26 protein-coding genes are annotated in these 20,277 nt (G+C 67.4%); 12 read left to right on the top strand and 14 right to left on the bottom strand.

What is annotated here, in order from left to right:
• Position 1: 1 nt before the first annotated feature.
• Together EXQ71_08130 and EXQ71_08135 are read left to right on the top strand one after the other, a co-directional pair.
• Complete coding sequence (locus tag EXQ71_08130; GenBank protein ID MSO87473.1) at positions 2-2,059, top strand: RecQ family ATP-dependent DNA helicase; 2,058 nt, start codon at positions 2-4, stop codon at positions 2,057-2,059.
• Between the two features lie 40 nt (positions 2,060-2,099).
• Positions 2,100-2,492 carry a DUF2237 domain-containing protein gene (locus EXQ71_08135; GenBank protein MSO87474.1) on the top strand — a complete coding sequence of 131 codons (393 nt, stop codon included), beginning with the start codon at positions 2,100-2,102 and terminating at the stop codon, positions 2,490-2,492.
• Between the two features lie 16 nt (positions 2,493-2,508).
• Here EXQ71_08135 and EXQ71_08140 read toward each other — a convergent pair whose 3' ends face one another.
• The 3 genes from EXQ71_08140 to EXQ71_08150 are packed head-to-tail and all read right to left on the bottom strand — an operon-like array spanning position 2,509 to position 3,810.
• Entirely contained in the window at positions 2,509-2,802 is a 294-nt protein-coding gene (locus EXQ71_08140; GenBank protein ID MSO87475.1) for a hypothetical protein, read from the bottom strand.
• An 18-nt stretch (positions 2,803-2,820) separates the two neighbouring features.
• A complete protein-coding gene (locus EXQ71_08145; GenBank protein MSO87476.1) occupies positions 2,821-3,315 on the bottom strand; it encodes a cupin domain-containing protein in 495 nt (164 codons plus the stop codon).
• Between the two features lie 57 nt (positions 3,316-3,372).
• The gene (locus tag EXQ71_08150; protein MSO87477.1) at positions 3,373-3,810 is read right to left on the bottom strand and encodes a hypothetical protein; all 438 of its coding nucleotides are present in this window, start codon (positions 3,808-3,810) and stop codon (positions 3,373-3,375) included.
• Between the two features lie 162 nt (positions 3,811-3,972).
• Between EXQ71_08150 and EXQ71_08155 the strand changes: the two genes are divergently transcribed.
• The gene (locus EXQ71_08155; GenBank protein ID MSO87478.1) at positions 3,973-4,770 is read left to right on the top strand and encodes an LLM class F420-dependent oxidoreductase; all 798 of its coding nucleotides are present in this window, start codon (positions 3,973-3,975) and stop codon (positions 4,768-4,770) included.
• On the opposite strand, the gene EXQ71_08160 is transcribed toward EXQ71_08155, so the two are convergent.
• A complete protein-coding gene (locus EXQ71_08160; protein MSO87479.1) occupies positions 4,767-6,371 on the bottom strand; it encodes an NAD(P)/FAD-dependent oxidoreductase in 1,605 nt (534 codons plus the stop codon). The two genes, EXQ71_08155 and EXQ71_08160, sit on opposite strands and share 4 nt — an antisense overlap.
• A 92-nt stretch (positions 6,372-6,463) precedes the next feature.
• Positions 6,464-6,688, bottom strand: a complete 225-nt coding sequence (locus EXQ71_08165; protein ID MSO87480.1) for a hypothetical protein — start codon at positions 6,686-6,688, stop codon at positions 6,464-6,466.
• A 28-nt stretch (positions 6,689-6,716) separates the two neighbouring features.
• On the opposite strand from EXQ71_08165, the gene EXQ71_08170 reads away from it, so the two are divergent.
• The gene (locus tag EXQ71_08170) at positions 6,717-7,475 is read left to right on the top strand and encodes a sulfite exporter TauE/SafE family protein (GenBank protein MSO87481.1); all 759 of its coding nucleotides are present in this window, start codon (positions 6,717-6,719) and stop codon (positions 7,473-7,475) included.
• Positions 7,476-7,484: 9 nt separating this feature from the next.
• Here EXQ71_08170 and EXQ71_08175 read toward each other — a convergent pair whose 3' ends face one another.
• The 3 genes from EXQ71_08175 to EXQ71_08185 are packed head-to-tail and all read right to left on the bottom strand — an operon-like array spanning position 7,485 to position 9,070.
• On the bottom strand, positions 7,485-8,204 hold the full coding sequence (locus EXQ71_08175; GenBank protein MSO87482.1) for a spermidine synthase: 720 nt from the start codon (positions 8,202-8,204) through the stop codon (positions 7,485-7,487).
• The gene (locus tag EXQ71_08180) at positions 8,201-8,590 is read right to left on the bottom strand and encodes an NUDIX hydrolase (protein ID MSO87483.1); all 390 of its coding nucleotides are present in this window, start codon (positions 8,588-8,590) and stop codon (positions 8,201-8,203) included. Before EXQ71_08180 ends, EXQ71_08175 begins: the two co-directional genes overlap by 4 nt.
• A 9-nt stretch (positions 8,591-8,599) precedes the next feature.
• Positions 8,600-9,070, bottom strand: a complete 471-nt coding sequence (locus EXQ71_08185) for a CYTH domain-containing protein (protein MSO87484.1) — start codon at positions 9,068-9,070, stop codon at positions 8,600-8,602.
• Positions 9,071-9,117: 47 nt separating this feature from the next.
• Here EXQ71_08185 and EXQ71_08190 point away from each other — a divergent pair, with 47 nt between their 5' ends.
• From EXQ71_08190 to EXQ71_08205, 4 genes are read left to right on the top strand one after another with little or no spacing between them, the layout of a single operon-like run.
• Positions 9,118-10,650 carry a CHAD domain-containing protein gene (locus tag EXQ71_08190; protein MSO87485.1) on the top strand — a complete coding sequence of 511 codons (1,533 nt, stop codon included), beginning with the start codon at positions 9,118-9,120 and terminating at the stop codon, positions 10,648-10,650.
• On the top strand, positions 10,647-11,390 hold the full coding sequence (locus tag EXQ71_08195; GenBank protein ID MSO87486.1) for a ParA family protein: 744 nt from the start codon (positions 10,647-10,649) through the stop codon (positions 11,388-11,390). Before EXQ71_08190 ends, EXQ71_08195 begins: the two co-directional genes overlap by 4 nt.
• 11 nt (positions 11,391-11,401) lie before the next feature.
• A complete protein-coding gene (locus tag EXQ71_08200) occupies positions 11,402-12,145 on the top strand; it encodes a phytanoyl-CoA dioxygenase family protein (GenBank protein ID MSO87487.1) in 744 nt (247 codons plus the stop codon).
• Positions 12,142-12,690: a phosphohydrolase gene (locus tag EXQ71_08205; GenBank protein ID MSO87488.1), complete on the top strand. Its 549-nt coding sequence runs from the start codon at positions 12,142-12,144 to the stop codon at positions 12,688-12,690. The genes EXQ71_08200 and EXQ71_08205 overlap by 4 nt, the downstream gene beginning before the upstream one ends.
• Here the strand turns inward: EXQ71_08205 and EXQ71_08210 are convergent.
• The 3 genes from EXQ71_08210 to EXQ71_08220 all read right to left on the bottom strand — a co-directional run bounded on the left by EXQ71_08210 (position 12,641) and on the right by EXQ71_08220 (position 14,886).
• Positions 12,641-13,192, bottom strand: a complete 552-nt coding sequence (locus EXQ71_08210; protein MSO87489.1) for an N-acetyltransferase — start codon at positions 13,190-13,192, stop codon at positions 12,641-12,643. The genes EXQ71_08205 and EXQ71_08210 overlap by 50 nt on opposite strands.
• Positions 13,193-13,287: 95 nt before the next feature.
• Positions 13,288-14,055: an enoyl-CoA hydratase gene (locus EXQ71_08215; protein MSO87490.1), complete on the bottom strand. Its 768-nt coding sequence runs from the start codon at positions 14,053-14,055 to the stop codon at positions 13,288-13,290.
• Positions 14,056-14,079: 24 nt separating this feature from the next.
• Positions 14,080-14,886 carry a methyltransferase domain-containing protein gene (locus tag EXQ71_08220; GenBank protein MSO87491.1) on the bottom strand — a complete coding sequence of 269 codons (807 nt, stop codon included), beginning with the start codon at positions 14,884-14,886 and terminating at the stop codon, positions 14,080-14,082.
• 58 nt (positions 14,887-14,944) lie between these two features.
• On the opposite strand from EXQ71_08220, the gene EXQ71_08225 reads away from it, so the two are divergent.
• Entirely contained in the window at positions 14,945-15,487 is a 543-nt protein-coding gene (locus tag EXQ71_08225; GenBank protein MSO87492.1) for a cupin domain-containing protein, read from the top strand.
• The gene (locus tag EXQ71_08230; protein ID MSO87493.1) at positions 15,488-16,654 is read left to right on the top strand and encodes an acyl-CoA dehydrogenase; all 1,167 of its coding nucleotides are present in this window, start codon (positions 15,488-15,490) and stop codon (positions 16,652-16,654) included.
• A 263-nt stretch (positions 16,655-16,917) separates the two neighbouring features.
• Here EXQ71_08230 and EXQ71_08235 read toward each other — a convergent pair whose 3' ends face one another.
• A complete protein-coding gene (locus tag EXQ71_08235) occupies positions 16,918-17,253 on the bottom strand; it encodes a hypothetical protein (protein ID MSO87494.1) in 336 nt (111 codons plus the stop codon).
• 80 nt (positions 17,254-17,333) lie between these two features.
• Positions 17,334-17,639 (bottom strand): antibiotic biosynthesis monooxygenase, encoded by a 306-nt coding sequence (locus EXQ71_08240; protein ID MSO87495.1) that lies wholly within the window; start codon positions 17,637-17,639, stop codon positions 17,334-17,336.
• Positions 17,640-17,698: 59 nt separating this feature from the next.
• Here EXQ71_08240 and EXQ71_08245 point away from each other — a divergent pair, with 59 nt between their 5' ends.
• Positions 17,699-18,343, top strand: a complete 645-nt coding sequence (locus EXQ71_08245; GenBank protein MSO87496.1) for a pyridoxamine 5'-phosphate oxidase family protein — start codon at positions 17,699-17,701, stop codon at positions 18,341-18,343.
• A gap of 11 nt (positions 18,344-18,354) precedes the next feature.
• Here EXQ71_08245 and EXQ71_08250 read toward each other — a convergent pair whose 3' ends face one another.
• Entirely contained in the window at positions 18,355-19,179 is an 825-nt protein-coding gene (locus EXQ71_08250) for a hypothetical protein (protein MSO87497.1), read from the bottom strand.
• A 41-nt stretch (positions 19,180-19,220) separates the two neighbouring features.
• Here EXQ71_08250 and EXQ71_08255 point away from each other — a divergent pair, with 41 nt between their 5' ends.
• Entirely contained in the window at positions 19,221-20,267 is a 1,047-nt protein-coding gene (locus EXQ71_08255; GenBank protein MSO87498.1) for a diacylglycerol kinase, read from the top strand.
• The last annotated feature ends 10 nt before the right edge of the window (positions 20,268-20,277 follow it).

Raw genomic sequence — 20,277 nt, forward strand, 5'->3', positions numbered from 1 at the left:
CGTGACCGTGGCCGCTCCCGCCCTGGCTTTGCTGCAGCAACTCACGGGCAACCCCGATGCCACCTTCCGCGATGGGCAACTGGAGGCGATCACGCGCCTGGTGGAGGCGCATGGCCGCACCCTGGTGGTGCAGCGCACCGGATGGGGTAAGAGCGCGGTGTACTTCATCGCCACGCGGTTGTTGCGTGATGCCGGGGCCGGGCCCACGGTGCTCGTATCCCCGTTGCTGGCCCTCATGCGCAACCAGTTAGCGGCGGCTGAACGCGCCGGGGTGACCGCCGTCACGATCAACAGTTCTAACCAGGACGATTGGCCGGCCATCGAAGACCAGATCCGCACCGGGGTGATTGACCTCGTTCTCATCTCTCCGGAGCGGTTACAGAACGAGCGTTTCCGTGACGACGTCCTCCCACAACTCATCGCCGAACTTGGCCTGTTGGTGGTCGACGAGGCCCACTGCATCAGCGATTGGGGTCACGACTTCCGGCCCGACTACCGCCGCATTGCGCAGGTGCTCGCCGCTCTGCCGGCCGAGGTTCCTGTGCTGTGCACCACCGCCACCGCCAATGACCGGGTGATCGCCGACGTCGTGGCTCAACTCGGTGATTCTCTCGACGTACAGCGTGGCCCCCTCGATCGCGAGTCGCTCCGGCTGGCGGTGGTGGATCTTCCCGCCCCCGCTGATCGTCTGGCGTGGCTGGCCACCGTGGTCCCCGATCTCCCCGGCTCGGGGATCATCTATTGCCTCACCATCAACGACACCCGGCGGGTGGCTGAGTGGCTCCGGGCCCAGGGAATAGATGGGCGGGCCTACAGCGGAAGCGACGATCCCGCCGTGCGCGTTGGCCTCGAAGATGCTCTCCTGCGCAACGAAGTGAAGGCGTTGGTGGCCACTTCGGCATTGGGTATGGGGTTCGACAAGCCGGACTTGGGCTTCGTGATCCATTACCAGTCGCCCGGTTCGCCGATCGCCTATTACCAGCAGGTGGGCCGGGCCGGTCGCGCCCTCGACGAGGCCTTTGGCGTGCTGTTACGCGGGCGCGAAGACCGAGACATCCACGATCACTTCATCGTTACTGCCTTCCCGGATCAGGCGCAGACGGAGGCAGTGATGGAGCAGTTGTCTTCGGCCTCTGGCTCGCGCTCGATCGCTGAAATTGAAGCGGCCGTGAACCTGCCGCGCGGCCGGCTCACCCTGTTGCTCAAAGTGCTGGAGGTAGACGGCGCGGTGGCCCGCGCCGGTGGTCGCTGGCGGCGCACCGCTGAGCCCTGGGCCTACGACGGCGACCGAGTGAGGCGCGTCACAGCCCACCGCCGCCAGGAGCAGGCCGCCATGGCGTCCTACGCGGCGTCCTGGTCATGTCGGATGGTGCAGTTGCGTCAACAACTCGACGACCCGGCTGCGACGCCCTGTGGCCGGTGCGATGTGTGCGCAGGGACGGGGTGGGATGTGGAGTTACCGGTGGCCCTGGTGGCCGCTGCCATTACGCACCTTCGTCGCGGTGATCAGGTGCTCGAGCCCCGAGCCCGCTGGGCCGGTGGCGCGCCCGGCCTGCCGTCGGGAAACATTGCTGCTGCCGAACGCCTCTTACCGGGGCGAATACTCGCTTCAGAAGGCGACGGGGGATGGGGAACGGTGGTGCGCGAGGCGCGCGCCAGCGGCGTGGCCCCGATCGAACTGCTGCAGGCGGCCGAGGAACTCATCCGGCGCTGGCGGCCCGATCCGTGGCCGGAATGGATCGCCTTCGTACCGTCTTTCTCCCGCACCATGTCGGCTGATCTTGCTACCGCGCTGGCGGTAGTGCTCGACCTGCGGGTGCACCCGGTCCTGCGGCGGGTGGGGCCCCGGCCCCCCCAGAGCAGCATGGCCAACAGCAGCCAGCAACTCGCCAACGTGCACGATGCCTTGGTGGTCATCGGCGATGTGCCCTCGGGCCCGGTGTTGCTCGTCGACGACCTAGTGGACTCCCGCTGGACGATGACCATGGGGGGTGCGCTGCTTCGGCGGGCCGGCGCCGGCGTGGTGCATCCCTTCGCCCTCGCCCAGTGGAGAACCTGACCAAACCCCCCGGCATGGTCGCAGCGGCCATACTGCGTCCATGGCCGAGCGCAACGTACTGGGAGGGGAACTGGAGCCTTGCGGTACCGATCCTCTCACCGGCTTCTACCGGGATGGCTGTTGCAGTACCGGCCCCGACGACCACGGCAGCCACACGATCTGTGCGGTGGTGAGCGCAGAGTTCCTCGAACACCAGCGCCGTATCGGCAACGACTTGGCCACGCCGATGCCCCAGTACCGGTTTCCGGGCCTGGTACCCGGTGACCGGTGGTGTGTGACCGCCGCCAACTGGTTGCAGGCCCACCATGACGGTTGCGCGGCGGCGGTGGTGTTGGCGTGCACCCATGAACGGGCCTTGGAGGTGGTGCCGCTGGAGGCGCTTCGAGTCCACGCCGTGGATGTGCCGTTGGATCCCCGCGATCTCCAGGGCTGATCACCGAGACCGAGGGTTACGGTTCGGTCACCGACCAGCCCCGACGGCGGAGTTCGTCGGCGAGAAGATCGGTGGGCATGCCCCGCAGTGACTGCACCCGTTCTGCTTCGCGGCGATCGCGGGCGGAACGCTGCTCCAGCGACGGATCCGCCCCGATCGGGGTTTCGCGGAGGGGGTCGGCCTGCAGGAGTTGGTCGATCAACAAGGACGCCTCGTCACGGGTGAACTGGCCGCCCGCTTGGCGCCGGGTGAGGCCGAGCGGCCCGCGGGATCGCGTAGATGTGACGAAGGGGTCAGACCCCTTCGTCACATCTGGTGCTCCGGCGCCCTACTGGTCGAAGCCGGGTTCGTCGATTGTCCAGACCGGATCGCCGGTCGGAAGGGTGAAGATGTCATGCATCACAGCCGTCTGCGTGCCTGAGTTGACCCCGGACATCAGGCGGTCGGGCGGCATGAAGTAGCAGGTGCCAGCGGTTGCCATGGCGGGCTCGGCGCCTTCGAGGTAGAGCGTCATCTCACCCGACACGAGGCAGGTGGCACCTCCGAAAACGTGCGTGTGGATCGGGGAGCGCGTGCCGGCCTTGCGGATCGTCTCGACGATCACCGTCTCCATGCCCGGCGCGGAAGGCTCGCGTGACAGCTCTCTCGACTTGAACGCCATGGTCGCCTGATTCGGCAGTGCCTCGCCGTTGATGGTCGTGGCCATTTGCATCGACCGGCGCTCGATCGTGGTCCGGGGTCTCTCCGCGCTGCCGCAGGCCACGATCAGAGTCGCAGCACCAGCGAGGACAATGGCGAGCAGGGGGGTGAGGGCGCGCATCATGCGGGTCGCCTGGCCACGAGCAGGAGGTCCTCTCCCGCCGATGCTCCGGCGTGAGGACTAGGGGGCGTCGACGTCCACGTCGACGGGCGGTTGGACGTCGCGGGTTTTACGGGTCGTGGTTTGCCAGCGGTAGCCATCCCACCATTTGGTCCCGTCACTCGAGGGTCGCTGGCGGGTGGCGGCGGCCACGGTGGCGGTGTGTTCACGCTCTTCGCGCTGGCGGCTGCGGTCGCTGGCGCCGGCGCTCACCGCGATGAGCAAGCCGACGGTGATCAGCGGTGCACTCAGGCCCAACCCCTTGGCTAAGCCCACCAGGGCCAATCGTCGGCACTCGAGCTGGTCGCTGCCGTCAGGTAAACCGTCGAGACTCTGCCAGGCCACCACGACATTGGGATCATTTCCGCAAGTGGATGCCGGCTGAGGGCTCGACAGCACCGCAAACCACACGAGCACGGCGATGCCGACCAAGGTGATAGCGATTCCGATCTTGCGCACCCGGCGAGGCTAATGGCCGATCGTCGGCCGCGCCTGCTCAATGGCCTCGCCGGCGGAAGAGTTGGTGGGGCCCGGGGCCGCCCGGCGGCGAGGGACCCGCCGAACCCCAGTTTTTTAGGGATTTTCCGTGGGATTGCCCTCATTCATCCCTATCGTTCAGAGATGCCTCCTCCCAAGATCGGGGTGCAATTGCACCCACAGGCCACCACCACTGATCAATTGCGAGCGGCCTGGCGGTCCGCCGATGCTCTCGGCGCCGACTCGATCTGGGTCTGGGACCACTTCTATCCGCTCTACGGCGACCCTGAAGCCGCCCATTTTGAGGCCTATGGTCTGCTGGCGGCGATGGCGGTGGAGACCACTACCGCCCGCATCGGGGCGATGGTCACGTGTAACTCGTACCGAAACCCGGACCTGCTGGCCTACATGGCCGGCACCATTGATCACCTCTCCGGCGGTCGCTTCACCCTCGGGATCGGATCGGGATGGTTTGAGCGCGACTATGAGGAATACGGCTACGAGTTCGGTACGGCCCCGGGTCGGTTGAAGGTGCTCGATGCGGCCCTGCCCCGGATCAAAGAACGTCTGGGGAAACTGGTGCCGCCGCCGGTCGGGCCAATGCCGATCCTGATCGGCGGTTCGGGCGAGAAGGTCACGCTGCGATTGGTGGCGGAATACGCCGACGGGTGGAACGCCTTCGGCCCGCCCGAGAATTTCGCAGCGAAGAACGCGATACTCAATGAGTGGTGCGACAAGGTTGGTCGCGATCCCGCCGAGGTGGAGCGCACGGTGGCCATCCGGCCCGACGAGGTCGAGGCCTGGGAGGACTACGTGGCGGCGGGGGCCGACCACCTCATCATCATGTCCGGTCCCCCCTTCGACCTCGACCCCCTCGCCCGCCTCATCGATCTGGTGCGCGCCCCCTCGGCCGAGACGATCCCCGGCGTAACGCGGGGTTAGGGCGTGGTGAGGGCAAAACCTTCGTACCCCGATCGCGCCACATGAGCGCAGTGCTCGGCATAGGGCGGGAACCCCGGTAGTGGCATGAACACTCGGGTCTTCCCGGGCACGTTGGCGCCGAGATACCAGGAATTACAGGTAGGGAAAAGGGTGAAGCTCGCCACCGTGTTCACGTAGTCGACCCAGGCCTCCTGGGCCGGTTCGGTGGCCTCGATGGCGGCGAAATGGTTCTGGCGGAGATGGCCGATGCACTCGGCGATCCACTCCACGTGGTGCTGGATGCTCACGAGCATGTTGGTGAGCACCGACGGACTGCCCGGTCCGGTAATCGTGAACAGATTCGGGAAGCCCGCCACGCCGAGGCCCAGGTACGTGCGCGGGCCCGCCGCCCACGCCTCCCGCAGGCTGACGCCGCCCCGGCCGGTGATCTCGATCCGCAACAGGGCACCGGTCATGGCATCGAACCCGGTGGCGTACACGATGGCCTCGAGGGGGTGCTCACCGGTGGTGGTGCGAATGCCGGCCGGCGTGATGGCCTCGATCGGATCGTCCTGCAGGTCCACCAGATGCACATTGGGACGGTTGAAGGTGGCCCAGTAGCCGGTGTCGACGCAGAGACGTTTGCATCCAATCACCTGGGTGGGGGCGAGCTTGTCGGCTACGGCGGGGTCGTCGACGATCTCGCGAAGTTTGGCGCGCACGAAGTGGGCGGCGAGATCGTTGGCCTGGTTGTCGATGAGGAGGTCGTTGTAGGCGCCCAGGAAACTGAGCCCGCCGTACTCCCAGCGCCGCTGTAGTTCGCGGCTGAGTTCATCCGGGGTGGCGTCGAGCGCCGAACCGTCGCCGCGATCAATGCGTGATCCGAAGCCGGTAGCCATCTGGCGTTGCTCCGCCCGAAGCGTCTGGTACTCCGCCTTCAGTTCCTTCACCGCACCGGGATCAAGGGCCTGGTTCCAGGCCGGTACTGCAAACGACGCGGTGCGCTGAAACACGGTGAGTTCACGGGCCTGCTCGGCGATGATGGGAATCGATTGGACGGCCGAGGACCCCGTGCCGATCACGCCCACTCGTTGTCCGGTGAAGTCCACCCCCTCATGCGGCCACGTACCGGTGTGGAAACTGGAACCAGCAAAGGTGGCGGCGCCGCTGATCTCGGGAATGTTGGCCGAGGACAGACAGCCGGTGGCCATCACCAGGAACTGGCCCACCACGTCGTGGCCCCGGTCGGTACGGACACGCCACGTGCTGCTCGCTTCCACGAAGGTGGCGGCGGCGACGCGGGTCTGGAACTGGATGTCACGGCGCAGATCGAACCGATCGGCCACATGGTTGGCATAGCGGAGGATCTCGGGCTGGGAGGCGTACCGCTCGGTCCACTCCCAGGCCTGTTCAAGCTCTTCGTCGAAGCCGTAGGAATACTCCATACTCTCCACGTCGCAGCGGGCGCCGGGATAGCGGTTCCAGTACCACGTGCCGCCCACGTCGTCGCCGGCTTCGAACACCACCGCGCTGAACCCCTCGGAGCGAAGTTTGTGGAGCATGTACAGCCCTGCGAATCCCGCCCCTACCACCACTGCGTCGACGCGTCGGGTTGAAGACATCTCGTCCTAATGAAGCGACCAGAGCCGAGCGCGTCCGGCGGGCCAAGTGGGCATCGCGGAAGAGTCGGCATCGGGGGGTGGGGCGGTGACCGTCATGACTTCTCGCGCTGTTTGGCCCGCCGGGCCCGCTGGCTCTGGTTGCGTTGGCGACGTCGCTCGTCGAGGTAGCGCTCCACCGACACTCCGGCCTCTTTCGCCTTGCGGGCCAGGTTGGCGGCATCAGCATCGAGGCGCTGCTGGCGGAGTTGGTCTTCGGTGATCCCCAACTTGTCTGCCTCGGCTGTGCGTCGTTTGATTCGCTCCGGGTCCTTCGCCATGCCGGCACCCTAGGAGCAGAATCATCTGATGACGATCTTGGATCATGGCGTGATGCTGGTTGTCGCGGTTCTGGCGGGGGCTGTGAACGCCATGGCGGGCGGAGGTTCCTTGCTCACCTTCCCCGTGCTGTTGGCGATCGGGATCGATCCAATCTCGGCCAGCATCACCAATACGGCTGGTTTGTTGCCCGGATATTTCGGAAGCGCCTACGCCTACCGGTCCGAGGTCCATCTCCAGCGTCATCGGGCACGTGTGTTGATTGGCCCCGCCATGGTCGGGGCCGTGGTGGGGGCATGGCTCCTACTGGTGAGCCCGGAGGGGTCGTTCGATGCGGTGGTGCCCTTCCTCATCCTGGGTTCGGCTGCGCTCCTGGCAGCGCAGCCGCGTGTGGCGGCGCGCATCGCGGCTCACCGGGACGCTGAGAAGGTGGGGGTGCCGGGCATGCTGGTGGTGATCACGTTCCTGGGCGGGATCTACGGCGCCTATTTCGGGGGCGCGCTCGGGGTGATTCTGTTGGCGGCGTTGGGTATCACGCTCGGCGATGACCTGGCTCGCGTGAACGTGCTCAAGGTCGTGTTGTCGTTGGTGATCAACGCCACCGCCGTGTGTGTCTTCGTCTTCGTTGTTGACATTGCCTGGTCCATCGTGGCGGTGATGGGGATCGGAAGTTTTGTGGGTGGTCAGATCGGGGTGCACCTGGCCCGAGGGATCGGCAGCGGCTACCTCCGGCTGGTAGTGGTGTCTTTTGCCACTGTGATCGGCATTGTCCTGCTGGTGACGAACTGACCCGGCCGGTCAGAGGGGTGCTCGCGCCGCGACGTACACGGTGTTGCCCGCTTCCCCGCCCGTGAAGGGATTCGGAAAGCGAATATCGTGGGCCGTGCAGGGACCGATGGCTTCGTTAACCACGGCGACGTACCCGGCATCGGGGGGGTCGTCGGACCACAGGGCAAAGACACCACCGGGGTGCAGTCGGGTGGCGAGCCGCCGCAGCCCGGCTACCTCATAGAAGGCGGCGTGGCTCGGGTGCAGAAGGTGATGGGGCGTGTGATCGATGTCTACCAAGATGGCGTGACAGCGATCAGGGGCGCCCGAACCAAAGGGGTCTTCGGCCGCCACCATGGCGAAGAAGTCGCCGGGGACCAGGAGGCACCGGGGGTCGGCGGTGATCTCTGCCGAGAGTGGGAGGAGCCCCCGTTCATGCCAGTCGATTACCTCACCCAGAGCCTCGACCACCCGCAGCGACGCCACTCGTTCCTGGCCCAGGACGGCCCGGGCGGTGTAGCCGAGGCCGAGGCCGCCCACCACCACGTCGAGATCGTGCCCGGCCACGGCCGCCAGTCCCACTTCGGCCAGTGCAACCTCGGCGGCGGTGAACAGGCTGGACATAAGGAACTCTTCTTGGAGTTTCACCTCGTATACGTCTACCAACAGCGTGGGTTCCCAGCGGCGACGCAGGCTGATCTCGCCCATGGCGGTAGGGCGGCGATCGATCTCCTCGAAGGAGGCGCTCATGGTGACTCCAGGGCCAACACCACGGCCTCGTCATGTTGGTAGGTGAGGAGGCTGATGGCGGCGTCGAGCGACAGCCAGCGCACCTCGTCCACCTCGTCGTTGATGGCGAAGGTGCCGCTGCGCACCTCCATGGCCCAGTAGCGCACCCGCTTTGGTCGGTCCTTGCGATCCCGATACGACACCTCCGGCAGTTCGGCACCGGTGCTACAGATCAGTCCGGTCTCCTCGGCCACCTCGCGCACGGCGGCGGCGGGGTGCGTCTCGCCCGGCTCCAGCTTGCCCTTGGGTAAGGACCAGTCGTGGTAGCGGGGCCGGTGGACGAGCAGCACTTCCAAGCCGCCCTCGTCGGTCCTTCTCCATACGACTCCGCCGGCGGCTTCGATCATCCCCCCAGCCTAGGAAGGGGGGCGCCCGTTGAGCGACAGGGCCGCATTTGACCAGCCCGGATCACCCGTGAGTTCCTGGCCGAACCACCCCGGGGGTGAGAACGCGACGGCGGCCGACTCGGTGGGGAACTCCACCTCGACAGTACACAGACCTACTAGCGACCCGTCGTAGAGGTCGACCTCGGCGACCCGTTCGCCGCCGAGGGCCACCGGGTGTCGGGTCTTCTCCACGCGGCGCCCATCGGTATGGGGCCAAAGTTCTCGGGCGTCGGCTGCGGCGAGGGATACCTCCACTTCGCAACGCCGCAAGCCCGTCCCTGCTTTCACCGTCAAGGTGGCGGCACCCTCGGTGAGTCGGAGGCGCACTTCCACCCCCCTGTCGACGGCCAAGTAGCCTTGGCGGATTACGGTGCCGGAGCCGAGTACGCCAGGCTCGGGGGTTTCTGGCACCAGGAATTTTCTCTCGATCTCACTGGCCATGACACCATCATGGAGGCAACCAGGAATTTTTGCCGGACAGGGTAGGTATGCAATCTTCTTTTACGCATCCAGACCGCGCCGCTTCATCGGTGCTCAGGTCGTTGACCGCCATTGGCTTCCAGGTGGAGCTGCCGGTGGCGGCTACCTGCGTCTTGCTCGATACCTTCGATGCTCGTCTGCATCGCGCGGGGTTGCGGCTGGAACATCGAGGCGGGGAAGTAGGCAAACTGGTGCTCGCGGGCCCTGCTGGTACCCCTACGGCGTACCTGGCCTGGGCGAAGGAACTGCCGCGCTTTGGCAGCGATTTCCCCACCGGGCCTTTCGGTCAGCGGGTGGCCTCGCTGTCCGAGGAGCGGGCGCTGATCCCGGGAGTGGCCTTCACCACCCACACGAGGGTGGCATCCCAGCGGGATCGTCGCGGCAAGGTCGTTGTTTCGGTGCTGCTCCACGAACGGCCCAGCGTGGATGGTGCGGAGGTGGAACTGCCATCGTGGGTGGCTGAGGTGGTTGGCGTGGTTGGTCACGACGCCGAGCGGGCCGAGGCTTTTGATCGGCTGGCCCGGCTCGGCCTGGTGCCCACCAACGGGACGGTGGCCGACGTGGTCGCCCGGGCCCTGGAAATTTCGCTGGAGGGTCATACGAGCGTGCCCACCGTCGCCCTCGATGCGAAACAGGACGCGCTCTCCGCGTATCGGGCGGTTCTCCTGAACCTGGTGTCCACCATGCGCGTCAACCTGCCGGGGACTCTGGCCAACACGGACCCAGAGTTTCTCCACGAACTACGGGTGGCCGTGCGCCGCACCCGGTCGGTGCTTAGTCAGGGCCGCGGCGTACTCCCCGAGGACGTCCGGCTCCAGTTCGCCACTGCCTTCGGGCAACTGGGCACCCTCACCGGCCCGGCTCGCGATCTCGACGTGTACGTGATGGGGTGGGACCTCATGGTGGCGCCCCTGCGCCTGCCCGATCCTCGGGTGCTGGTGAGGGTGCGAGGCGAGATCGAACGCCGTCGCAGGGCCGCTCATGCCATCTTGAGTGTGGAACTTGGCGGTGAGGCTTGCCGCCAGACCTTGGAAGACTGGAGCGGTTGGTTGGCCGGGACAGAGGGGGCGCAGCCCAAACCCAAGCCGATTGGTCCGTGGATGGCGCGCCGTATCGCCAAGGCGCACGCCAGGGTCGTGGCCCACGGTCGGGCCATCACCCCCGCTTCGCCGCCGGAGGCATTGCACGACCTTCGCAAGGACGCCAAGAAGTTGCGATACCTGCTGGAGTGCTTTGGAGGGTTGTTGCCGCGGAAAGGGCGTAAGGCCTTCGTGGGCCAGCTCAAGGTGTTGCAGGATAACCTCGGCGACCACCAAGACGCCGAGGTGCAACTGGCCGAGTTGCGCATGTTGGCTCACGACCTTCACGCTCGGGCGCGGGTGGATACCGATGCTCTGTTGGCCATGGGTCGGTTGAGTGATCTCCTCGATCGTCGCCGTCGTGAGCAGCGCGAACTGTTCGTGGAGCGCTTCGCGAGCTATGACACGGAGGCCAATGCCCTCATGTTGACCGCCATGCTCGATGCAGTGGAGCACGGATGAAGATCGCCGCCACCTACAGCATCAAGGGGGGAGTGGGGAAGACCAGCACCGCCGTCAATCTTGCCTTCGAGGCGGCGCGCGAGGGGGCCCGTGTTCTCGTGTGGGACCTCGACCCCCAAGGGGCGGCCACGTTTCTCTTTCGGGTGCGCCCCAAGGTGCGGGGCGGCAGTCGTCGGATGGTGGGTGCCCGAGGCGAGTTGGCCCCAAACATCCGGGGCTCGAACCTCTCCCCGGTGCACGTCGTACCAGCCGATTTTTCCCTGCGCCACCTCGACCTGCATCTGAAGAAGAGTGCTCGGCCCAGCCGGCGCCTCGCCGACCTGCTCGCCCCGGTGCAGGATCTCTACGACATCGCTCTGCTCGACTGTCCCCCGAGCATCTCCCTAGCCAGCGAGAGCGTATTCGGAGCCGCCGAGGCCCTCCTGGTGCCGGTGGTGCCCGCCACCCTGGCGACGCGCACGCTCACCCAACTAGTCGACTTCCTCGACGACCAAGAGGATGCTCCGTTGGTGCTGCCGATTCTTTCGATGGTGGACCGGCGCCGACGACTCCACAAGGAACTGGCGGAATCGTTGGCCGCCGACTGGCCCGAACTGCTGACCACGGCCATCCCGGCTGCCGCCGTCATCGAACGCATGGGCCTCGAGCGAGCCCCGGTAGGCGTGTCCGCCCCATCGTCGCCGGCCACCCGTGCCTACCGGTCGCTGTGGGCTGAAGTATCGGCGCGACTGTGGGCCTAAGGTGCACTTCCGTGCCCGTTCCTGTGCTGGCTGCCGATGTTGCGCACTTCTGTGAACAGGGGTGGGTGCTCACCCGCAGCCATGACGATGTCGGTGCCGTACAGAGATGGGTAGGCGAGGTGGCGGCGTGGCCCCAAGACGGTGGTGAGTGGCTTCACCATCGTGAACTCACCGACACCGGCCCACAGTTGTGTCGCACCGAAAACTTCGTGCCGTTCCATGCGGATCTGAGAGCAATGCTCACCACCGGAACCATGTTGGCCACCGCCTCGGCGCTGTTGGGGGAGCCCGCCGTGCTCTACAAGGAGAAGATCAACTACAAACTCCCCGGAGGGGCGGGTTACGCGCCGCACCAAGATGCCCCCGCGTACCGCTTCGTGGCCACCCACGTATCTTGCATGGTGGCAGTGGACGATGCCCTGCCGGACAACGGCTGCCTGGAGGTGGTCTCGGGCTATCACCAGGACCTGTTGCCGGTCGACGAGGTGGGCTGTATCCGCCCCGACGTGGTGGCCGCTCTGACCTGGGTTCCCGTGGAGGTGAAGGCGGGCGAAACGCTGTGGTTTCATTCGCGTACGCCCCACCGCAGTGGTCCAAATCTGGGGCCGACACCGCGCCGGGCGCTCTACCCCACCTACAACGCACTCGCCGAGGGCGACCTGCGCGCCGCCTACTACGACCAGAAACGCGTCGAACTGGGCGATGGCGCGGCGGTATCGCTCATCGGCGACTTCCAAGGCCGGCCGGTGGCGTGAAGGCACTCACGCTCGACGATGTGTTCGCGCTGTACGAGCAATACGGAACGCAGCACTACGACGAGGAGCTGATGCAGTTGTCCCATGCCGAGCAGACCGGCGCGCTGGCCCGTTCGGCGGGGGCCTCGGACGCGCTGGTGGCCGCCGCTGTGTTGCATGACATCGGGCACTTGCTCGAGCTGGCCGAGCGCGACGGCTTGAGCGATCGCACCACGGACCCGCGCCATGAGGCGCGCGGGTCGGCCTGGCTGGCCACCCTGTTCCCGCCCACCGTTACGGCACCGATAGCGCTGCACGTGCGTGCGAAGCGCTATCGAGTCGCCGTCGACCCCGCCTATCGAGCGGTGCTGTCGCCGGGCTCGGTGGCCAGCCTCGAACGACAGGGCGGCGCGCTCGCCCCCGAGGAGGTCGCCGCCTTCGAGGCCAACCCCGGCTGGGAGGACGCGGTCACCCTGCGCGGCTGGGACGACCATGCCAAAGACCTCACGCTTACGGTCATGCCCCTCGCCAGCTACCGGCCCCTGTTGCATTCTCTCCTCCTCTAGCGAAGGTCCAGCCGAAGTGGTGGGTCATCGAGTCGTGGCCGAGTTCGGTGGCACCGAGGTGACGGTAGAAGCCGAGGGCGTCGTGGTTGTCGTGGTTGACGCCCCAGTGCACGCCGGGAGAGCCATCGTCGGCCAGGAGGGTGAGGAGCGCCTCCATCATGCGGCGCCCCCACCCCTGGCCCTGCGCCTCAGGCAGCAGATCGATGTGAAGGTGGGACGGGTAGCGCTCCAGCACGGCATCGTCCGCGGCATGCGGCTGGTGGATCATCGCGACGAGGAGGTCGTCCAGGGGTTGACCATCGGCGGCGAGTGGGTGGCGGGCCCGGGCGGCGGGCCACCAGTGGAGCGCGCACTGGGCCTCGAAGGCGCCGGTGTCCAGCGCGCCCAAGACGTACCCCACCGCCCGGCCGTTGCCGGCAGCGAGGATCAACGCGTGTGTGGGCTCGAGTACGCCGTAGGGCGCCGCGAAGATCTCGCCGAAGAGCGTCGGGTCGTCGAGCATTCCCGTAGCGTCCTTCCCGGCCGCGCCCGTGCGGAGACAGATGTCGTAGAGCGCGTCGAGGTCGGTGGGCTCGTAGGGTCGGATGGCCCACACCACTACCGACCGGTCCAGGTGGGGGAGCGCTTCTCGAGGAACGCACTGATGCCCTCGTGAGCATCAGCCGTACCGGCGTTGACGGTCATCGTGGCGCGAGCCAGCTCGTAGGCCTCGGCCTGGGGGAGGCCGGCCTGGGCATAGAAGGCCTGCTTGCCGAGGGCCAGCACGAGCGGGCTGGCCTCGGCGATGCGCGTGGCTAGTGCGGTGACGGCAACGTCGAGGTCATCGAGCGGTACCACCTCGTTCACCAGACCCCAGTCGGCCGCGGTGGGCGCGTCGATCAGGTCGCCGGTCAGCAGCATCTGCATCGCTCGCTTCGGACCGATGGCGCGGCTCAACGGCACCATCGGGGTGGAACAGAAGAGACCGATGCGCACCCCGGGGGTGGCGAAGCGCGCCCCTTCCTCAGCAACGGCCAGGTCGCATGACGCGACGAGCTGACAACCGGCGGCGGTGGCGACGCCGTGCACGCGGGCGATCACGGGCTGGGGGATCGACTGCACGGTGGTCATCAGCTCAGTGCAGGTGGCGAACAGCTCGGCGGCGGCTGGCGTATCGCACTGAACCATCTCGGCCAGATCGTGACCAGCCGAGAACACGGGACCGTTGCCGGCGATCACCACGACCCGTCCTTGCACGGCCAGCAGCGCGGCCTGCAGCTCCCTCATCACCTCGAGCGACAGCGCGTTGCGCCGCTCGGGTCGGTTGAGGGTGATGCGCGTGATCGGCGGGGAGTCGTCGACGAGGAGGTGCGGCCAGGTGCTCACCCGATCGACCGTACTGTGGGTGGGTCAGGGAGTGGCGAGGATCTCGCCGTGGAGGACGCCGAACCAGGCATTGTCCGCCTCGGCCCAGGCCCGCCACGCCCCGGCCAGCTCCCGCAACTCGCCGGGCTCGGCCAGGCCGAGCTCGACGGCGCGGGTACCGAGGGTGGTGCTGGAGATGCGGTCGGCCCAGAGCCCGCCCCACCAGGATCGCTCGGCGGGCGTGGCATAGCACCATGCGCTGGCCGAGGTCGTCACGGCGGAGAACCCGGCCGCCCGCGCCCAGGCGAGAAGGTGGCTGCCCGCGTCGGGCTCCCCGCGGTTGGCCTCGGTCACCTGGCAGTACAGCTCCAGCCAGCGATCCAGCCCGTCATTGAGCGGATACCAGGTCATGGCGCGGTAGACGGCGTCCCGCGCCGCCACCACGCCGCCGGGGCGACACACTCTCTGCATCTCGCGCAGCGCGGCCACCGGGTCGGCCAGGTGCTGTAGCACCTGGTGCGCGTGCACGACGTCGGCGGCGTCATCCGTGAGGTCGAGGGCGTAGACGTCGCCGGTGGCGAACGCGACGTTGGTGGCTCCGACGTCGGCGGCGGACTCGGTGGCGGCTGCAATGACGTCGGCTGATGCATCGATGCCCCGCACGAGACCGGGCCCCACGCGGCGAGCGATGTCGATCGTGATGGTGCCGGGCCCGCATCCGACATCCAGCACGATGGCTCCCGGGATGAGGTGGGGGAGCAGGTACGCGGCCGAGTTTTCGACCGTGCGCCAGCGGTGCGACTGCAGCACGCTCTCGTCGTGGCCATGGGTGTAGGTCTCGGTCGGGTCCATGTTGCATTCTCTCACTACGCTCCGGTCGATCGGGCCGACGATTCCAGGGGGAGCAAGCATGGACATGCGCAGGGTGGTTACGGGTCACGACGCTGCTGGCAAAGCGGTGTTCGTGAGCGATGAGGCGGTGGCCCCCGTGGCACCGACCATGCTCCCGGGCAGCGAGTTCCACCGGCTGTGGGGTGGCGACACCCCGCCCCACTTTCCCGACGACGGCGCCCGCCCCGATGATCACGCCTACTTCCCGCCGGTGGGCGGGTTCCGGTTCGGTCTCTTCACCATCCCACCGGACGGCGGCGTCGGCGCGCCACCCGATCTCGACTTCGAGGCCGCCATGGCCGAGATCGAGGAGAAGCTCCCGGGTCTGGCCAGCCACATGGAACCGGCCGACCCTGGCATGCACACCACGGCCACCGTCGACTTCGAGGTGGTGCTGCAGGGATCGGTGACCCTCGAGCTCGACGACGGCGCCAAGGTCAGCCTGGGCGTCGGCGACACCGTCGTCCAGAACGGCACCCGTCACCGTTGGAGCAACCCCGGCGCGGAGCCGGCCGTGCTGGCCGTGTTCATCTGCGGCGCCCATCACGACCGCGTGGGCTGAGTGCACGTCGACGAGGACGACCCACATCGCGACCTCCGCGAGGGGGTGCGGCGGGTCTGTTCGGACTTCCCCGACGCTTACTGGCGCGACCTCGACAGTCGGCACGAGTTCCCGTGGGCGTTCTATGACGCCATGGCGCACGGTGGGTGGATCGGCATCGCCCTCCCGGAGGCCTACGGCGGTGGCGGCCTCGGGATCACCGAGGCGTCCATCGTGCTAGAGGAGGTGGCGGCCAGTGGCGCCGCCATGAACGGGTGCAGCGCCCTGCACACGTCGATCTTCGGCATGAACCCCGTTGTGAAGCACGGGAGCGATGCGCTGCGCGATCGCTACCTGCCAGAGGTGGTTTCCGGGCAGTTGCACGTGGCCTTTGGGGTGACGGAGCCCGACGCCGGCACCGATACCACTGCCATCACCACCAGGGCGCGGCTCGATGGCGATCGGTATGTGGTGCGCGGGCGCAAGGTGTGGATGACGAAGGCGCCGTACTGCCAGAAGGTGCTCCTCCTGGTGCGCACCACGCCGCTCGAAGAGGTCGAGCGCAAGACGCACGGGCTCACGCTCCTCCTCGCCGACCTCCAGGATCCGAGGGTTACGATCACGCCGATCCCCAAGGTGGGTCGCAACGCGGTGGTGTCCTGTGAGGTGAGCTTCGACGACCTCGAGGTGCCGGTCGACCATCGGGTCGGCGAGGAGGGCCAGGGCTTCACCTACCTGCTCGACGGGCTCAACCCAGAGCGCATCCTCATCGCGGCCGAAGCCCTCGGCATCGGCCGGGTGGCCATCGAGCGGGCCGTGGCCTACGCCAACGAGCGGGTCGTCTACGGCCGCCCCATCGGCCAGAATCAGGGCATCGCCTTCCCCCTAGCCGAGGCGTATGCGCACCTGCACGCGGCCGGCCTGGTCGTGCGGGAGGCCGGCTGGCGCTACGACCACGGTCTCCCGTGTGGTGAGCAGGCCAACCTGGCCAAGCTGCTGGCGGCCGACGCGGCCTTCACGGCGGCCGACCGCGCCATGCAGACCCACGGCGGCTTCGGCTACGCCACGGAGTACGACATCGAGCGCTACTGGAAGGAGGCCCGCCTCATGCGGCTGGCGCCGATCCCCCAGGAGATGGTCCTGAACTACGTCGCCGAGCACGTCCTGGGCCTCCCCCGCTCGTACTGAGGGCTCCGGTCGACTCCCCGGCTGGTGCTTCAGGGACCTCCCAGGATCGACGGCGATGATGGGCTCCACAACGAGAGATCGGAGTCCCCCGCATGTCCACCACCGCAGCACCTCCCCGCGTCGGAAGCGTCCGCACCCCGCTCTTCGGGCTCGCAAGGTGATGGGCGCCGCGAGCGGGGCCGCCGCACCGACTCCCGCTCGTCCCGCCTGGGTCGCCACCACGGCGAGCCATGGGAGCTGACCTCCGCTTTGCCGCCATGGGCTCAGACGCCCACGTCATCGTCGAAGGTCCGGGCCACCTCGCTGAGGTGGCCCGGACGCGCATCGACCAGCTCGAGCACCTCTGGAGCCGCTTCCATCCGGACCGGTGGTTTCGTGGACTGCATGCTGCTCGAACAGGTGGTGGCGGCAGGTACGGCCGGACCTTTGCCTCGCTCCGGCGCATGATCTCCATCGAGATCTTCGCCAGTCCCTCGGTGTTCGACACCGCCGGCGAGCGCTTCAGGGTGCAGCTGAGGAAGAAGGTCAAGGCTGGTGAAGTGGGTGGTGTTCGACTCGCACCGCGCGGCCTGCTTGTCGGTGAGTTCGATCATGCCCACCGCGCTGGCCCTTTTCGGTCTCCGATGGCCGGTAGACGCCGGTCTCTTTCCCGGCTCGTAAGGGCCGCAGGCCCAATGGGCTACATCAGCTTGGAGGGGGTGGCGCCGTCCCACTTGGTGAGGCTGGCGCCGGTGACGCCGAAGGCGCCCATCTGGCCCATGAACGCGGCCATGTGCGGCGTGGCCATGTGGGCGTCCATCTGCTCCTGGGAGGTCCACTGCTCGGACACGTGGACGCGGCCCGGATCGCCGAAGTCGCCGGAGAAGACGTAGGCCTCGCAGCCGTCGTCCTTCCGCGACGCCACCATGCAGTCGTTGATGGCTGCGATGGCGTCGTCGCGCTTGGCGGGGTCGAAGTCGATGGTGCCGGTCACGAGAATGGTCATGGCGAGTTTCTAGCCGAAATCGCCGGCTGGCGGCCTGTCGGGCACGCTACGATGACGTCATCAAGGACCCGCTGACCCCGATCGGCAGGACCACCGTTCGGCGCCACGCCGATCGTGGCCGCTACGAGCGCTCGACGATCAATGACATCCTCGACGAGGCGTACATCGCCCACGTCGGTTTCGTGGTCGATGGTCAGCCCAGGGTGCTGCCGATGACCTACGGCCGCGATGGTGAGGTGCTCTACCTCCACGGCGCGGTGGGCAACGCCATGCTGCGGGCGGTGGTCGATGCCGAGGTGTGCGTCACCGTCACGCTGCTCGATGGGCTGGTGCTCGCTCGTTCTGCCTTTCACCACTCGATGAACTACCGCTCGGCGGTGCTCCTGGGGGTGGCCACGACGGTTGCCGACGAGGCGGAGAAGCGCCGGGCCTTCGGCGTGATCGTCGACCACGTGCTCCCGAGTCGCAGCGTGGTCGCCCGCCCCAGCAACGACGAGGAACTGCGCACGACGCTCGTCCTGCGCCTGCCCATCGAGGAGGCCTCGGCCAAGGTGCGCACCGGCGGACCCATCGACGACGACGAGGACATGGACCTGGCGGTGTGGGCCGGGGTCGTGCCGTTGCGGCTCACCGCCGGCGAGCCGGTCCAGGACCCCGCGCAGACGATCTCGGGCCTGCCCGTTCCCGTCCCGGCCCGCCCGTAGGACCGGTTCGATCAGACGACGGGGTGGCCGCCTCGCAGCACCTCGTACTGGCGGCCCGCCGCGGTGCAGGGAACGCGGGCGGTGGGCTCGCCACCGCTGGGGTCGCCCTGGAGGACGGCCGCGTCCGATGGGCAGTACTGGAGGATGTAGGCCTTGCGCACCGAGTCGGTGTGGTTCGGGCCGGTTCGGTGGGGCGTGAGCGACGAGAACATCACCGCCCCGCCGGCGGCGACGGGGGCGGCGATGGCGTTGGTGCCCTCCGGCAGGCACTCCCAGCCGAGGGGGTCGACGTAGCGGTGGGCCAGCGTGCCGAGACGGTGGTGTCCCGGCGCCACCTCTGGGCATCCGTTGTCGAGGGTGGCATCGGTGAGGGCCAGCCACACGGTCAGGTAGGCCTGGGGTTCGACGTAGGTGTAGCCGTTGTCCTGGTGCCAGGGAACCCGGCGGGGCTTCTCTGTCTTCTTGTACACGGCCTGGTCCCAGTAGAGGCGCACGTCGGGCCCGATGAGATCGGCGCACAGGCCGAGGACCCCGGGATGGGTGCTCACGGCCCGAGCGGTGGCTGACCGCGTGACGGCGTGGAGCGCCACGGTGAGGGCACCCGACTCGGCGATGGAGAAGCGATCGTTCTCCTGCGTGCGCAGGAACGCGTCCACCTCGGCTTCCAGCGCGTCGAGGTCTGTCCGCAGCGTGGTGAGGGTGGCGGGATCGATCAGATCCGGGACCACGACGTAGCCCTGTTGGTCGAACTGGTGCACCTGGTCAGCGGTGAGCGCGCCGTGGGGAGGCGAATGATCGGTCCACGTGAAGCCCGTGTTCCATGGGTGCGGCTCCATGAAGCGCAACGTAACCGAGGAACCGGCTATCTTGCGACGCCATGACCTACCGAGTGATCCAGTGGGCGACGGGCACCGTGGGCATCCACGCTGCCCCCGCCATCGCCGCCCACCCCGACCTCGAGCTGGCGGGCCTCTGGGTGCACTCCGACAGCAAGGCCGGCCACGACGCCGGCGAACTGTGCGGTGGACCACCGCTCGGCGTGCTCGCCACCCAAGATGCGGCGGCGCTGCTCGCCTCCGGTGCTGACTGTATTTGCTACACCGCCAACTCTGACCTGCGGCCCGATGGGGTGATCGACGACATCGTGGGGATGCTCGCCGCGGGCCTGAACGTGGTGAATACCTCCTACGTGCCCTTGCTGTACCCGAAGGCGGCGGGCGAGGGCGTGTACGACCGCCTTCAGGCGGCTTGCCTTGAAGGCGGCACGAGCTTCTACACCTCCGGTATCGATCCGGGCTTCGGCAACGCGGGCATCACCATGCATGCTCTCGCCCTGTGCAAGGAGGTGCGCAAGGTTCGAATGCTGGAGATCGTGAACTACGCCACCTGGGATAACCCCTTCACCATGTTCGAGATCATGGGGTTCGGGAAGCAGGAACCGTCGCAGTCGCTCCTGCTTTCGCCCGGCTCGATCGGGCTCGCCTGGGGGCCGGTGTTGCACCTCGTGGCCGAGGCCATTGGTCTTTCGCTGGACTCGGTGGAGGAGACCCATGAGATTCTCCGCGCCGATGAAGACATCACGATCGCCTCGGGCACCGTGGCCAAGGGCACGATCTCCGGCATGCGATTCGAAATCATCGGCATGGTCGACGGCGAGGAACGAATCGTGGTGGAGCATGTGACGCGCCTCCGTGATGATGATGCCCCCGATTGGCCCCAGGGCAGCGGGTACCGGATCCACGTGGAAGGTGAGCCGCATTTGAAGATCGAGTTGGAACTGTCGTCTGACCTTGGCGATCACAATCACGCCGGTTGTCTGGCCACCGCCATGTATGTAGTGAACGCCATCCCCCACGTGGTGCGTGCCGACCCGGGTGTACTCACCATGCTGGATCTTCCCGTCTACAGCGCGACGGTGGGCTGAGGACTCGACG

The organism is Acidimicrobiia bacterium (assembly GCA_009694375.1).
Classification (GTDB): Bacteria; Actinomycetota; Acidimicrobiia; order Acidimicrobiales; family VFJN01; genus VFJN01.

Excerpts from the sequence above, each read along its gene's own strand:
- EXQ71_08135 (MSO87474.1), top strand. The coding sequence starts at position 2,100 with ATGGCCGAGCGCAACGTACTGGGAGGGGAACTGGAGCCTTGCGGTACC.
- EXQ71_08145 (MSO87476.1), bottom strand. The coding sequence starts at position 3,315 with ATGATGCGCGCCCTCACCCCCCTGCTCGCCATTGTCCTCGCTGGTGCT.
- EXQ71_08155 (MSO87478.1), top strand. The coding sequence starts at position 3,973 with ATGCCTCCTCCCAAGATCGGGGTGCAATTGCACCCACAGGCCACCACC.
- EXQ71_08160 (MSO87479.1), bottom strand. The coding sequence starts at position 6,371 with ATGTCTTCAACCCGACGCGTCGACGCAGTGGTGGTAGGGGCGGGATTC.
- EXQ71_08165 (MSO87480.1), bottom strand. The coding sequence starts at position 6,688 with ATGGCGAAGGACCCGGAGCGAATCAAACGACGCACAGCCGAGGCAGAC.
- EXQ71_08170 (MSO87481.1), top strand. The coding sequence starts at position 6,717 with ATGACGATCTTGGATCATGGCGTGATGCTGGTTGTCGCGGTTCTGGCG.
- EXQ71_08175 (MSO87482.1), bottom strand. The coding sequence starts at position 8,204 with ATGAGCGCCTCCTTCGAGGAGATCGATCGCCGCCCTACCGCCATGGGC.
- EXQ71_08180 (MSO87483.1), bottom strand. The coding sequence starts at position 8,590 with ATGATCGAAGCCGCCGGCGGAGTCGTATGGAGAAGGACCGACGAGGGC.
- EXQ71_08185 (MSO87484.1), bottom strand. The coding sequence starts at position 9,070 with ATGGCCAGTGAGATCGAGAGAAAATTCCTGGTGCCAGAAACCCCCGAG.
- EXQ71_08190 (MSO87485.1), top strand. The coding sequence starts at position 9,118 with ATGCAATCTTCTTTTACGCATCCAGACCGCGCCGCTTCATCGGTGCTC.
- EXQ71_08195 (MSO87486.1), top strand. The coding sequence starts at position 10,647 with ATGAAGATCGCCGCCACCTACAGCATCAAGGGGGGAGTGGGGAAGACC.
- EXQ71_08210 (MSO87489.1), bottom strand. The coding sequence starts at position 13,192 with ATGCTCGACGACCCGACGCTCTTCGGCGAGATCTTCGCGGCGCCCTAC.
- EXQ71_08220 (MSO87491.1), bottom strand. The coding sequence starts at position 14,886 with ATGGACCCGACCGAGACCTACACCCATGGCCACGACGAGAGCGTGCTG.
- EXQ71_08225 (MSO87492.1), top strand. The coding sequence starts at position 14,945 with ATGGACATGCGCAGGGTGGTTACGGGTCACGACGCTGCTGGCAAAGCG.
- EXQ71_08240 (MSO87495.1), bottom strand. The coding sequence starts at position 17,639 with ATGACCATTCTCGTGACCGGCACCATCGACTTCGACCCCGCCAAGCGC.
- EXQ71_08250 (MSO87497.1), bottom strand. The coding sequence starts at position 19,179 with ATGGAGCCGCACCCATGGAACACGGGCTTCACGTGGACCGATCATTCG.
- EXQ71_08255 (MSO87498.1), top strand. The coding sequence starts at position 19,221 with ATGACCTACCGAGTGATCCAGTGGGCGACGGGCACCGTGGGCATCCAC.